At 33.8% G+C, this 12921-nt stretch carries 14 protein-coding genes; 10 read left to right on the forward strand and 4 right to left on the reverse strand.

Features of this window, described 5'->3' with window-relative positions; all coding sequences use genetic code 11:
- Nucleotides 1-186: 186 nt before the first annotated feature.
- From ACZZ9T_RS13030 to ACZZ9T_RS13040, 3 genes are all read right to left on the reverse strand, one after another.
- Nucleotides 187-708, reverse strand: a complete 522-nt coding sequence (locus ACZZ9T_RS13030) for a hypothetical protein (protein ID WP_463432810.1) — start codon at nt 706-708, stop codon at nt 187-189.
- 130 nt (nt 709-838) lie between these two features.
- Nucleotides 839-1510: a porin family protein gene (locus tag ACZZ9T_RS13035; protein ID WP_463442437.1), complete on the reverse strand. Its 672-nt coding sequence runs from the start codon at nt 1508-1510 to the stop codon at nt 839-841.
- Between the two features lie 95 nt (nt 1511-1605).
- Nucleotides 1606-2562 (reverse strand): PhoH family protein, encoded by a 957-nt coding sequence (locus tag ACZZ9T_RS13040; protein ID WP_463442438.1) that lies wholly within the window; start codon nt 2560-2562, stop codon nt 1606-1608.
- A 126-nt stretch (nt 2563-2688) separates the two neighbouring features.
- Here ACZZ9T_RS13040 and ACZZ9T_RS13045 point away from each other — a divergent pair, with 126 nt between their 5' ends.
- From ACZZ9T_RS13045 to ACZZ9T_RS13075, 7 genes are all read left to right on the forward strand, one after another.
- Complete coding sequence (locus tag ACZZ9T_RS13045; RefSeq protein WP_463432814.1) at nt 2689-3516, forward strand: SAM hydrolase/SAM-dependent halogenase family protein; 828 nt, start codon at nt 2689-2691, stop codon at nt 3514-3516.
- Nucleotides 3517-3579: 63 nt separating this feature from the next.
- A complete protein-coding gene (locus ACZZ9T_RS13050) occupies nt 3580-4899 on the forward strand; it encodes a dihydrolipoamide acetyltransferase family protein (RefSeq protein WP_463442439.1) in 1320 nt (439 codons plus the stop codon).
- A 218-nt stretch (nt 4900-5117) separates the two neighbouring features.
- Nucleotides 5118-6473 (forward strand): chloride channel protein, encoded by a 1356-nt coding sequence (locus ACZZ9T_RS13055; protein ID WP_463442440.1) that lies wholly within the window; start codon nt 5118-5120, stop codon nt 6471-6473.
- 308 nt (nt 6474-6781) lie between these two features.
- The gene (gene rpsF / locus ACZZ9T_RS13060; RefSeq protein ID WP_264750155.1) at nt 6782-7123 is read left to right on the forward strand and encodes a 30S ribosomal protein S6; all 342 of its coding nucleotides are present in this window, start codon (nt 6782-6784) and stop codon (nt 7121-7123) included.
- A gap of 32 nt (nt 7124-7155) precedes the next feature.
- Nucleotides 7156-7458: a 30S ribosomal protein S18 gene (gene rpsR / locus ACZZ9T_RS13065; protein WP_034757623.1), complete on the forward strand. Its 303-nt coding sequence runs from the start codon at nt 7156-7158 to the stop codon at nt 7456-7458.
- Nucleotides 7459-7638: 180 nt separating this feature from the next.
- Nucleotides 7639-8157 carry a 50S ribosomal protein L9 gene (gene rplI, locus ACZZ9T_RS13070; RefSeq protein WP_463432821.1) on the forward strand — a complete coding sequence of 173 codons (519 nt, stop codon included), beginning with the start codon at nt 7639-7641 and terminating at the stop codon, nt 8155-8157.
- A 111-nt stretch (nt 8158-8268) separates the two neighbouring features.
- Nucleotides 8269-9630 (forward strand): aldehyde dehydrogenase, encoded by a 1362-nt coding sequence (locus ACZZ9T_RS13075; protein WP_463442441.1) that lies wholly within the window; start codon nt 8269-8271, stop codon nt 9628-9630.
- Nucleotides 9631-9662: 32 nt separating this feature from the next.
- On the opposite strand, the gene ACZZ9T_RS13080 is transcribed toward ACZZ9T_RS13075, so the two are convergent.
- Nucleotides 9663-10247, reverse strand: a complete 585-nt coding sequence (locus ACZZ9T_RS13080; RefSeq protein ID WP_463442442.1) for a thioredoxin family protein — start codon at nt 10245-10247, stop codon at nt 9663-9665.
- A 160-nt stretch (nt 10248-10407) separates the two neighbouring features.
- Between ACZZ9T_RS13080 and ACZZ9T_RS13085 the strand changes: the two genes are divergently transcribed.
- The 3 genes from ACZZ9T_RS13085 (at nt 10408) to ACZZ9T_RS13095 (ending at nt 12898) form a co-directional block, all read left to right on the forward strand.
- Nucleotides 10408-11292 carry a lysophospholipid acyltransferase family protein gene (locus ACZZ9T_RS13085; protein ID WP_463442443.1) on the forward strand — a complete coding sequence of 295 codons (885 nt, stop codon included), beginning with the start codon at nt 10408-10410 and terminating at the stop codon, nt 11290-11292.
- Between the two features lie 6 nt (nt 11293-11298).
- Nucleotides 11299-12282 carry a glycosyltransferase family 2 protein gene (locus ACZZ9T_RS13090; RefSeq protein ID WP_463442444.1) on the forward strand — a complete coding sequence of 328 codons (984 nt, stop codon included), beginning with the start codon at nt 11299-11301 and terminating at the stop codon, nt 12280-12282.
- A 61-nt stretch (nt 12283-12343) separates the two neighbouring features.
- A complete protein-coding gene (locus ACZZ9T_RS13095) occupies nt 12344-12898 on the forward strand; it encodes a 3'-5' exonuclease (RefSeq protein WP_463442445.1) in 555 nt (184 codons plus the stop codon).
- Nucleotides 12899-12921 lie beyond the last annotated feature (23 nt).

The raw sequence follows: 12921 nt of genomic DNA on the forward strand, positions 1-12921 counted from the left end.
GGCTGCAAATTTAGAACGGTAATTTTTAATATTAAAATTTGTTAACATGATAAAAATCACCATCGCTAGTGACTTTTTTTGATTAAAATCGCAATTAAGAGAATTAATTATCTTTTTTTTAATGAATTGAAATAAAAAACTCCAATCTTTCAATTGGAGTTTAATATAACCTGTTTTAAATGTAATTTACTTCAAGAAGAAATTAACCCCGAAATTGATGGCTCCGAAATTATTTTCAATTCTTTCTCTGTCAAAATCACGTCTGCTTCCTATTGTTTGGAAACCTATGTACAATTCTGCTTTCGGCATTTGGTAGCCGAACTTCGGCTGAGCATACAAACCACCATCTACCCCATCTTTCACAGAAACTGCATATCCTAAATCTAACGCTACGAAAATAGGAGCTTTAGCAAATCTGTATTTTCCTGCAACAGCAATCGGTATAAAACCGAAATCATCAGACTTATAACGATCTCCTTTAAACTCATAATCCTTTCCAACGAAGTGAGAATAACCTGTAGCCACACCTAAATCGAAATTTTTAGCAATATTCCACATATAAGCTCCATCTACACCAAATGTAAAAGAAGAATATTTGCTTGCATCTCCAACGGGTACACCAATATGACCTCCCAGCTTAAGACCTTCCTGTGCCTGCACCGCTCCTCCAAAAAAAGCAAATGCTCCTAATAATAGTAGTTTTTTCATTTTTAATTTAATTAAAGTTTGATTATCGAAATATCCACTTCTACAGCAAACGCAATGCCGCAAGATACCACATCATAAAAAAAGCAGGACAATATGCCCTGCTCTATATTAATTTTTAAAGTTTTATATTCTAGTTTCCACCGAATTTAAAACCTACGCCAACTTGTAAAAAGCTGTTTGTCAATTTACCTTCTCCAGAATCTTTAGCAAGGTTTGAAACACCATAATTATATCTTGCATCGAAAAACAAACCATTTTCTAAAGTATACTCAACTCCTAAAAATGGTGCTAAATTTAATGTATTGGTATTGTCTTTAATATCAACTGTACCACTCTGTGACGCTGATACAGACTCGCCATTTCCTGAAACACTACCTGTTACGTCATATTCAACTTCTGCAGTAGTTATCACACCTACATTAAGACCTAGTCCTATAGCAAAATTTTCTGTAGCAAAATACTTTGCACTTACAGGAATTTGTACCGTTCCCAATTTATAATCAGCCTTAGCACTTGAAGTTACCAAAACACCGTTTACAACTTCTGAATAACTTTCGTCCTGCTTACCTCCAAGCGGTGAATACAGTACTTCACCTTGAACAGCAAATTTGTCATTAAATTTATATTCAACAAAACCACCTGCATAGAATGTCGATTTGGAATCGGCCTTATAAGTCTGTCCATCACTCTCGCTCTTCAACATTGACAAGGAATATCCTGCTTTTGGTCCGAATCTAAATTCTTGAGCTTTCACAGTAATTCCCATTAAGATCACCGAAGCAACCAATAATAATTTTTTCATAGTTTAAAGTTTTAACAAATTTTAAGAGCCCAAATATATCACTTTTTATAGATTGACCAAATATTTTTAAAAAAAAAATCTAAACCAAAAAAAACTTATTCTCTTGCCTTCTTGTCTTCTTCATTGTACGCTAGGATAATTTTCTTTACAACCGGGTGTCTCACTACATCTTCCTCAGTTAAATAAACGAAACCAATTTCTTTCACATCTTTCAGAATTCTCATGGCTTCTTTTAAACCGGAATGCTGCTTTGGAGGCAAATCAATTTGTGTGGGATCTCCTGTGATGATAAATTTAGCATTCATTCCCATTCTCGTCAGAAACATTTTCATTTGGGCATGAGTGGTATTTTGAGCTTCATCCAAAATCACAAAAGCATCATCTAGCGTTCTTCCTCTCATAAATGCGAGTGGAGCAACTTCAATGATTTTCTTTTCCATAAAACCTTCCAGTTTCTCATGAGGAATCATATCACGAAGCGCATCATACAAGGGTTGTAAATACGGGTCAAGCTTTTCTTTAAGATCTCCCGGCAAAAACCCAAGACTTTCTCCTGCTTCCACAGCGGGTCTTGTTAACACAATTCTCTTAACTTCCTTATCTCTTAATGCTCTTGCAGCCAGAGCAACACTGGTATAAGTTTTCCCTGTTCCTGCAGGACCAATGGCAAAGACCATGTCTTTTTTCTCGGTTTCTTTGACGAGTTTTTTGAGATTGGTTGTCTTTGCTTTAATTATTTTACCGTTGACACCTTTTACAATAATGTCCTGATCAAACACAAAATGTTTTTCATTCTCATCTTTCAGGTTGAGGAAGTTTTCAACGTCTTTAAGTCCTATAGAATTATTTTTGGAAATAAATGAGACAATATCGTCCAGTTTTAGTTTAAATATATCAAGAGCCTCCTGATTACCCATCGCAAAAATGTGATGATCTCTTCCCGTAATTTTAAGGGTTGGAAAGCTGGATTTTATTAGATTGAAATATTGGTTGTTAACTCCGTAAAAGTTTTTTGAATCAATACCTTCTAAATCATACGTTAATTCAAACATGCAAATATTTTTATTATTAGATTTTAAATTTAAAAGTTTTTTTTCAGATTTATATCAAATTCTTATCCACAATATTTAATTCTTTCCTTTTATTTTAGATAAATTTGCAGCTGTATTAGATTATTCATGTCAATTATTACCCTCACCTCAGATTTCGGACGTTTAGATTACAGAGTTTCGGCTATGAAAGGGAAAATCATGTCATTAAACCCTGAAGTCAACAGCATAGATATCAGTCATGATATTCAGGCATATAACCTTATTCAGACATCATATATTGTAAGAAATGCTTATCGTTATTTTCCGAAAGGAACGATTCACATTGTAGCTGTTGACAGTTTTTATCACAAGTCGAGAAAAAATATTTTATATAAAGCAGATGGCTCGTATTTTTTAGCAGCCGATAATGGATTACTGAGTTTGGTTTTTTTTGACATTAAACCTGAAGCCATTTACGAAATCACCCTTAACAATAGATTCGATGATGTTGTCAATTTCACGTCAACCGATGTTTTCGTTCCCGTTGCAGTTCATTTGGCAAACGGTGGACTTCCTGAAGTAATTGGGAGAAAAATTGATGACGTAAAGCAGCTTTTATTTCCAAAACCGGTTTATAACGAGCCCGAAAAGATGATCATTGGCGAAGTAATGTATATTGATAATTTCGGAAACATAATCTCAAATATCAGTCAGGAATTCTTTGAAACTTTAGCAAAAGGTTTCGAAAAATTCACCATAAAGTTCAGAAATTTGAGTTTATCGAAAATTTACTCCAGCCATACCGAAGTAGTCGCAGATTGGGATAGAGAAACCGAATATCACGGGCAATCTGCAGCTATTTTCAACGACAGTCAACAACTTGAACTCACCATTTACAAGGGCAGTAAGAAGAACGGTGCAAAAACCCTTTTCGGATTAAATGTAGGTGAAAATATTTATATAGAATTTTTCTAAAATTATCTATTTCATAAAAAAACCGATTTTTTTTATATATTTGTCAAAATCTAAAATTAGAAAATGGCAGAATACAAATTATTGCTTCCTTCTATGGGTGAAGGCGTGATGGAAGCTACTATTATCACATGGTTATTCAATGAAGGTGATCATGTAAAAGAAGATGATTCGGTAGTAGAAATTGCAACAGACAAGGTAGATTCGGATGTACCAACACCGGTTTCGGGGAAAATTGTAAAAATCTTAAAACAGAAAGACGAAGTTGCAAAAATAGGTGAAGCCATCGCCATTTTAGAAATTGAAGGAGAAGGCGCAAGTACAGCATCTGAAGAAGTTAAAACAGAAACTTCAGCTCCCGATGCAGATACCATTAAAGCGATTGAAGAGCCTTTAAATCCAACAGCAACCTCTCACGTAGAATTTTCTGGAGACCTTTATTTATCTCCACTTGTAAAATCTATTGCTCAACAGGAAAACATTTCTGAAACTGAACTGAAAACCATTAAAGGTAGCGGTTTAGAAGGAAGAATTACGAAAGAAGATATTTTATCTCACGTTTCCAACAGAGGAAACCAGCCTCAGCAAGCCGTTCAGCAACAAGCAGCTCCTGTTCAGACAGCTACTGCTCCACCAGCTGCAACTTCAGCCCCGGCTTCTACAATTTCTGTAGCTGCAGGTGACGAAATCATTCCTATGGACAGAATGAGAAAAATCATCGCTGAAAACATGGTGAAAGCAAAACATATTGCTCCACACGTAACCTCTTTTATCGAAACAGACGTAACCAACGTTGTAAAATGGAGAGCTAAGAACAAAGATATGTTCGAAAAACGTGAAGGTGAAAAACTAACCTTCATGCCGATTTTCGTGAAAGCGATTGTAAAAGCTATTCAGGATTTCCCGATGATCAATGTTTCTATCAATGGTGACAATATCATCAAAAAGAAAAACATCAACATCGGTATGGCAACTGCTTTACCAGATGGAAATCTTATCGTTCCTGTAATCAAAAATGCTGACCAGTTATCACTTTCTGGTTTAGCAAAAGCGATCAACGATTTGGCTTACAGAGCGAGAAACAAAAAATTAAGACCAGAAGACACTCAGGGAGCAACTTATACAATTTCTAACGTAGGAAGTTTTGGAAACTTAATGGGAACTCCTATCATTCCTCAACCACAGGTTGCCATTATGGCAATTGGAGCGATCGTTAAAAAACCTGCAGTTCTTGAAACAAAAGACGGAGATGTAATTGCAATTCGTCAGTTGATGTTCATGTCTCACTCTTACGATCACAGAGTTGTAGACGGTTCTTTAGGTGGAATGATGCTTAAACACGTTCACGATTATCTTCAGAACTGGGATTTGAACACTGAGATATAAGCAATCAGTAATTGGTAATGAGTAATTGCCAATACTTTTAAATATAACCTTCGATTTTTTTTCGGAGGTTTTTTTGTGCATTTTTCTTTTATTTAAACTTCATATTTGAAATTAAATTCAGAAAATTTTAAACTGAAGTTATTATGAATTTCAAAATTAATTTATCAAAATCACTATTAAAATTTTAATATTCGTAAAAATTAAATTAAATTTGGAGTATGCGTAGAATAATCATCTACTTCCGAACAAGTCTTAAAAAATCTTTCGACAACATCCGAAACGAACATCTGAAACATAATCTGCTTCAGGCAATACCCTTTTGGATCGGTTCGGTGATTACAGGCTTTTTTGCAGTGATGTATGCGAAAATATTTGCCTGGGGTGAAAATTTATTGCATTTCATTCTCAACTGGCACGACTGGATGATTTTCATCATCGCTCCTATAGGTTTTGTTTTATCTTGGTGGCTGGTCAAAGAATTTGCACCGTACGCAAAAGGCAGCGGAATTCCTCAGGTGATGGCAGCAGTAGAACTGGCAAATCCGAAAGAGCATAAAAAAATACGCAGTCTTTTAAGCTTAAAAATCATTGTTTTTAAAATTATATCATCCGTAGTTTTAGTCATTGGCGGTGGCGCAGTAGGGCGTGAAGGTCCTACGATACAAATTGCCGGTTCAATCTTCAGAAAGGTCAATGAGTATCTTCCGGAATGGTGGCCAAAAATTTCAAAGAAAAACATGATTATGACAGGTGCAGCAGCAGGATTGGCAGCAGCATTTAATACACCTCTTGGCGGAATTGTATTTGCCGTTGAAGAACTTTCAAAAACGCATATCAATTACTTTAAAACCGCACTTTTTACGGCGGTAATTATTGCAGGTTTAACGGCACAAACTTTAGCAGGTTCCTATTTATATTTAGGTTATCCAAAAACGAACGACGTTTCGCTGATGGTCATGTTTCCGATTATTTTGGTAGGAGGAGTTGCAGGAATTCTCGCAAGCCAGCTTTCTGTAACCATGCTGAAAATGAATGACTGGAAAAAAAGAAAACTGAAAACTGATAAAGCAAACGTGTTATTTCTTATCGGCTGTGCTTTACTAATCGCTTGTATATCGTTTTTTATCAGTCGTGAAATTTTAGGTTCAGGAAAAGAAATCATGGAGCGTGTACTCTTCACTCAGGATAAACATGAAGATTGGTATGTTCCGATATTAAGAATGCTTGGTCCTGCATTATCATTCACCTCTGGTGGCGCAGGTGGAATTTTCGCTCCGGCTTTAACGGCGGGAGCAAGTATCGGTTCGGTAATTTCAGGAGCAATACATTTAACACCCAACGAAACCAACGTCGTTATTCTTGCAGGAATGGTTGCTTTTTTAACGGGAATAACGAGAGCTCCGTTTACGTCAGCAATTATTGTTCTGGAAATGACTGACAGACATTCTCTTATTTTTCATCTGATGTTGGCGGGTATGGTTTCTTCGATATTATCAATTTTAGTCAGCAGACATTCTTTGTATGATGTTTTAAAAATGAATTTTCTTACAGAAATCAGAAGTAAGGAAGAGTAAAGAATATTTTGAATTAAATAAATTTCCGACAGATCTCTCAAATTTTCAAAAATAAAAATTGAAAATTAATTTACTTAAATTTATTACTATCGTAATTATTAGAATTTAAAAGATCTGTGAAAATCTGTGTGATCTGCGGGACAGAAAATTACTTATAATTTCATTTTATCTTCAGAACATGATTTTAAACGTATTTTTTTGGTCGTTTAAATCAAATTAAATTCATCATATAAACGCTGGCTTATTGTGTATTATAAATATAATTCATATTTTTGCACCTCGAAATAATTAACAAATTCATTTACATTATGAACAATTACGAAACTGTTTTCATTTTAACTCCCGTTCTATCTGATGCTCAGGTGGAGGAAGCAGTGAAAAAATTTGAAGATCTTATCAAAGAAAAAAACTGTGAGATTGTCACTAGAGAAAATTGGGGATTGAAGAAATTAGCTTATCCTATTCAATTAAAAAAGAATGGATTCTACACTTTAATCGAGTTTAAAGGTGAAGGAACTGTAGTTGCTGACTTAGAATTGGCATTCAAACGTGACGAAAGAGTAATTCGTTACCTTACTACAAAACTAGACAAGCATGCTGTAGAGTACGCTGTAACTAGAAGAACTAAACTTAAAGCTTCAAGAGCTTAATTACCTAACCCAAATTTAAAAAAGACAAAGACATGGCAATAGATGATATGGCTAAACAAGCCTCTGCTGGAGGTGAATCTGAAGTAAAATTTCTTACTCCACTTGACATTAATACAAAAACTGATAAAAAGTACTGTAGATTCAAAAAATTCGGAATCAAGCACGTTGATTACAAAGACGCTGATTTCTTATTACAGTTCGTTAATGAGCAAGGTAAAATTTTACCAAGAAGATACACCGGTACTTCTTTAAAATACCAAAGAAAAGTTTCTTCGGCAATCAAAAGAGCAAGACACCTTGCAATGATGCCTTATGTAGCTGACTTATTAAAATAAGAAAAAGAAACAAGAGAAAAGAGAAAAGATTTTCCGTCTTTTTCTCTTTTTTTAAGTTGCTGAATAAATAATTAATTCTAACGATTTTTAGATTGAAGAAAAGAAATAATTTTTAAGACAAAATGTCTTTCTTCTTTTTTCTTTTTTCTTTTCTCTAAAACTAAAAAACGGACAACAACAATGGAAATTATCCTTAAAAAAGACGTAGAAAATTTAGGTCTTGAATTCGATACAGTAAATGTAAAGCCAGGTTACGCAAGAAACTTCTTGTTACCTCAAGGTATTGCTCTTTTGGCTACACCTAAAAACAAAGCTACTTTAGAAGCTACTCTGGAAGCTAGAAAAGAAGAAGAAGCAAAATTGATCGCTGCTGCTAATGCAAAAGTAGATCAGTTGAAGAAAACTTCTATCACAATTCCTACAAAAGTAGGTTCTGGTGATAAACTATTCGGATCTATCAATAATGCAGATCTTTCTGCAGCTCTTGCTAAAGCAGGTGTTGAAGTAGATAAGAAATATATCAAAATCCCAGGAAACACGATTAAGAGAACTGGTAAAGTAACTGCAATTATCAGATTACACAGAAATGTTGAATACAATTTTGAATTTGACATTGTATCTGATGCACCTCCTGCACCTGCGGCTCCTAAACCGGCTCCTAAAGCTAAAGTAGAAGAAACTCCTGCTGAAGAAGCTTAAGACTTTCAGAGATTTTCTCTAATATACAGACCACTTCGTAAGAAGTGGTTTTTTTGTATATTGACTTTGGCATATTTTTTAGCACACTCTGTTACCTATAAATTATAAAGAATGAATCACCAAGATATACTCTACTCTCAAAGGGAATTTTTTAAAACTCAAAAAACCAAGAACATAAAATTCAGAAAGATGTATCTTGAGAAACTAAGAGATTTAATTATTAAAAATGAAAATTTATTGTATGAAGCAATTGATAAAGATTTTGGAAAATCTCAATTTGAAACGTATGTTACAGAGATTTCATTTGTTTTAAAAGATATTGGTTATTATTTAAAAAATTTAAACTCACTTTCAAGACCGAAGAAAGTTACCACCAATTTATCTAATCAGATTGCGACCAGTAAAATCTATCCTGAACCTCTTGGCTGCACTTTGGTCATTGGAGCGTGGAATTACCCTTATCAGTTATCGTTATCGCCTTTAATCGCATCAATAGCTGCCGGAAATTGCTGTATCTTAAAACCCAGTGAAATTGCCGAAAACACAATGAAAGCAATGGCAAAAATCATCAATGAAAATTTTCCTTCAGAATATATTCACGTTTTTGAAGGCGGTATTGATGAAACTACCGAAATTTTAAAATTAAAATTCGACAAAATATTTTTTACCGGAAGTACTAAAGTTGGTAAAATCGTTTACAAAGCAGCTGCAGAACATTTGACACCTGTCACACTAGAACTCGGTGGAAAATCTCCTGTGATCGTTACGAAAGATGCAAATATTGAAGTTGCCGCTAAAAGAATCGTTTGGGGGAAATTTTTAAACGCCGGACAAACCTGCGTTGCTCCAGATTATATTTTGGTTGAAGAATCTGTAAAAGAACAGTTTTTAGAAATGCTTAGAAAATATATCACAGAATTTAAATATGAGGCAAATTCTGAGCAATACACAAGAATTATCAATAAGAAAAATTTTGAAAGACTTATTCAATTAATCGATCCGCAGAAAGTATATTTTGGAGGAAATTTCAATGAAGATAATCTTCATATTGAACCCACTATTTTAAATAATGTGAGCTGGGAAGATGATATCATGCAGGAAGAAATTTTCGGGCCTATATTGCCAGTAATTTCATTTACCAGTTTCCATCACGCATTAAATTCAGTTTTAGAATTAGAAAAACCTTTATCAGCATATATTTTCACGAGCAATGATGAAGAAAAAAATCTGTTTACACAGAAATTATCATTTGGCGGAGGTTGTATCAATGATGTAGTGATGCATTTAGGAAACTACAATCTTCCGTTTGGAGGAGTCGGAAATTCCGGGATGGGAAGTTATCATGGGAAATTTGGCTTTGAGACTTTTTCGCATCAAAAAGCTGTTCTTGACCGGGCAACTTGGGGAGAACCAGATTTGAAATATCCACCCTACTCTGAAAATAAGATAAAATGGATCAAGAAACTTTTATAAAATAAAAACCGAGAAATTTCTCGGTTTTTATTTTATGATTTTGTAGTCCAGGTATTGAAAAATTCTTTTACTTTTTCAAGGCTGTATCCTTTTCCTTCTTCCAAAACATCACTTTGCTGTACATGGATCATTTTTCCATTCTGATCTAAAACAATGAATACAGGATAACCAAATTTGTCACCGGGATTTCCATATTTCTCGAAAACTTTTTCGTTTTTATTATCCGGAGAATAATTTAAATGATAATAAACATAATTGTCATCCACCAATTTTTTCAGCTCTGGAGTGGTCTGCACATATTGGTTGAATCTTAAACACCAGATGCACCAGTTTCCTCCGGCCTGGATCATGATGTTTTTCTTTTCTTTTTTAGCTTGCGAAACTAATTTTTCAATATCACTTTCTGCGTTCGCTTTGGGATCATAAGGTTTAGGCAATTTGGCTTTTTCCTCGGCAGATTTTTTCTTGGCTTCAAGTTCTGCATGATCAGTTTTTACAATCAAAGCTTTACTGTCAGAGTTTTTAATCTCTGATGGAGCTTTTATATTTTGAGCAAATGCAAAGCTTCCAAAGGTAAGAAAAGTCAATATTGCTGTATTTTTTGAGATCTTTTTCATGTGTAGATTATAATTGTTTAAGGTAATATGTAACTGCGTAATATGAATTGGTATTTGTACTCCAAATCTTGGCGATTCCATCCTATAAAATTAAAAAAATAATACTTATTTGTAGCAAATATAAAACCATAATTTTATTATTCCTAAATTTGTAGACTTTATGAATTTTCTGATTAAAATACTTTACCTCATTTCTAAAATGCCGCTAAAAATATTATATATTTTTTCGGACATCATTTTCTTCTTAAACTATTATTTTGTCGGATATCGAAAAAAAATCATCACTCAGAATCTTAAAAATTCTTTCCCAGAAAAGTCATTCGAAGAAATTGCAGAAATAAGAAAAAACTTTTACAGGAATTTTTCTGATTATCTGGTAGAAACTATAAAATCTTTCACCCTTTCAGAAACTGAGACTAAAGTGCGGATGCAGCATATCAATCAGCATTTATTTAAAGAAGCTAAAGATGAGGGCAAGAATATTATTTTGCTTGCGGGCCACGTTTTTAATTGGGAATGGATGAATACATTAGCCACTGTAGTTCCTCAGACCCACTGTCATCCGGTTTACAGAAAAGTAAACAGCACTTTTTGGGAAGACCAGATGAAAAAGGTAAGAAGTAAATTTGGAAACACCGCTTTGGAAGCCAACGAGGTGATTATGAATATTTTGAGAAATAAAAATAATGGGGATGCTATTTATCTGTTTGTTGCTGATCAGACGCCCCATTCATCACACGTCAATTACGGATTAGAATTTCTGAATCAGAGAACACCGGCTTTTATAGGATATGATAAATTGGCAACAAGGATGGATCTGGTTTTTATTTATTCTGAAATGAAAAAAGTAAAACGAGGTCACTATCAGATCAATTATCATAGAATTCAACCTGAAGGCGAGAAATTTGTAACCAATGAAGTAGTCAAAAAATTCCATCAGTTATTAGAAAATACCATCAAAAAAAGACCTGATAATTATCTTTGGTCACACAGAAAATGGAAATATCAGGATTCTATCAAAACTTTTGATTCTGAAAAATTATAATTATCAATGTCAGAAAATTTAGCTATTGTCATCCTCAATTGGAACGGTAAAAACTGGTTGGAGAAATTTCTTCCATCGGTAATCAATCATTCTCAAAATGCTGAAATTTACGTCATAGATAATTTTTCTGATGATGATTCTGTAGATTTCATTAAAACTAAATTTTCTACAGTAAAAATCGTTGTAAATGATAAAAACTATGGTTTTGCAGGTGGGTACAACGAAGGTTTAAAAAAAATAAATGCAGAATATTATTGTCTGTTAAATTCTGATGTAGAAGTCACTGTAAATTGGATTGATCCTGTTTTAAATTTATTTAAAATGAATGATCAGATTGCAGCTGTACAGCCAAAGATTTTATCCTATTCAAATAAGAATTATTTCGAATTTGCAGGAGCCGGAGGTGGTTTGATCGATAATTTAGGCTACCCATATTGCAGAGGAAGAATTTTTGACAGTGTAGAAAAAGATGAAGGACAGTATGATGATGAAGTTGAAATTTTCTGGGCTTCAGGATGCTGTTTTTTTATCAGATCTAAAGATTTTTGGGAGCAAAACGGCTTTGATGCGAGATTTTTTGCGCATCAGGAAGAAATAGATTTATGCTGGAGATTGATCAATTCTGGCAGAAAAATATATTACACCGGAAAATCAAAAGTCTATCATGTTGGCGGCGGAACTTTAAATAAACAAAGTCCGCAAAAGACGTTCCTCAACATCAGAAATAATCTTTCGATGATGCTGAAAAATCTTCCTTTTCCCAATCTAATCTGGATCTTATTTTCCAGAATGATTTTAGACGGAGCTGCTGCTTTTTATTTTGCTTATAAAAATGGTTTTTCTCATCTTTGGGCAGTTTTACGAGGACATATCGGTTTTTATATGCAAATTCCGGGATCTTTGAAACTTCGTCAAAAAAATCAGTTCAAAAAGTATTATCAAACTGAATGGCTGATTTTTAAACATTTTTTAGGCGGTAAAAGAAATTAGATTTTCATTTTATTAAAATATTCAAGATTAAAACATTTAACAACAAACTTTAAGCATTTAAATGGATTTCTGCGCAATAGATTTTGAAACGGCTACTCACGAAAGACATTCAGCTTGCGAATTAGGAATTTGCATTGTAGAAAATTCACAGATTGTTTCAACCAAAACATGGCTGATAAAACCTCCGAGTTTTCCTTATTTTAATCAGAGAAATATTGATGTACACGGTATTTTACCCAGTGATGTGAAAGATGCTCCTACTTTTGATGATATTTGGTACGAAGTACAGGAAATGATGTATGGCACTTTAATGATTGCTCATAATGCCAGTTTTGATGCGGGAGTTTTGAGAAGCTGTCTTGATTACTACGGAATGTTCAAACCAAATTTAAATTATCTCTGCAGTATTCAGGTTGCTAAAAAATCATGGAATTATCTGCCAAAATATGGTTTGAAAAACTTAGCAGAACATCATCAGATTAAATTTAACCACCACAGAGCCGGCGATGATGCAGAAGCCTGTGCAAAAATTGCTTTATTAGGTTTTGAAAGATTATTGATTACAAGAAATGAAGAAATTCATGAAAGTTTTCAAGCAAAACTGAAAAAACTGTAATGACTTGCTTCAATTAAATTTAT

Source organism: Chryseobacterium sp. AC417 (assembly GCF_979258215.1).

Coding starts and splice junctions, on each gene's coding strand:
- ACZZ9T_RS13040 (WP_463442438.1), bottom strand. CDS start 2,562: ATGTTTGAATTAACGTATGATTTAGAAGGTATTGATTCAAAAAACTTT.
- rplI (WP_463432821.1), top strand. CDS start 7,639: ATGGAAATTATCCTTAAAAAAGACGTAGAAAATTTAGGTCTTGAATTC.
- ACZZ9T_RS13055 (WP_463442440.1), top strand. CDS start 5,118: ATGCGTAGAATAATCATCTACTTCCGAACAAGTCTTAAAAAATCTTTC.
- ACZZ9T_RS13050 (WP_463442439.1), top strand. CDS start 3,580: ATGGCAGAATACAAATTATTGCTTCCTTCTATGGGTGAAGGCGTGATG.
- ACZZ9T_RS13090 (WP_463442444.1), top strand. CDS start 11,299: ATGTCAGAAAATTTAGCTATTGTCATCCTCAATTGGAACGGTAAAAAC.
- ACZZ9T_RS13075 (WP_463442441.1), top strand. CDS start 8,269: ATGAATCACCAAGATATACTCTACTCTCAAAGGGAATTTTTTAAAACT.
- rpsF (WP_264750155.1), top strand. CDS start 6,782: ATGAACAATTACGAAACTGTTTTCATTTTAACTCCCGTTCTATCTGAT.
- ACZZ9T_RS13085 (WP_463442443.1), top strand. CDS start 10,408: ATGAATTTTCTGATTAAAATACTTTACCTCATTTCTAAAATGCCGCTA.
- ACZZ9T_RS13030 (WP_463432810.1), bottom strand. CDS start 708: ATGAAAAAACTACTATTATTAGGAGCATTTGCTTTTTTTGGAGGAGCG.
- ACZZ9T_RS13045 (WP_463432814.1), top strand. CDS start 2,689: ATGTCAATTATTACCCTCACCTCAGATTTCGGACGTTTAGATTACAGA.
- ACZZ9T_RS13095 (WP_463442445.1), top strand. CDS start 12,344: ATGGATTTCTGCGCAATAGATTTTGAAACGGCTACTCACGAAAGACAT.
- rpsR (WP_034757623.1), top strand. CDS start 7,156: ATGGCAATAGATGATATGGCTAAACAAGCCTCTGCTGGAGGTGAATCT.
- ACZZ9T_RS13035 (WP_463442437.1), bottom strand. CDS start 1,510: ATGAAAAAATTATTATTGGTTGCTTCGGTGATCTTAATGGGAATTACT.
- ACZZ9T_RS13080 (WP_463442442.1), bottom strand. CDS start 10,247: ATGAAAAAGATCTCAAAAAATACAGCAATATTGACTTTTCTTACCTTT.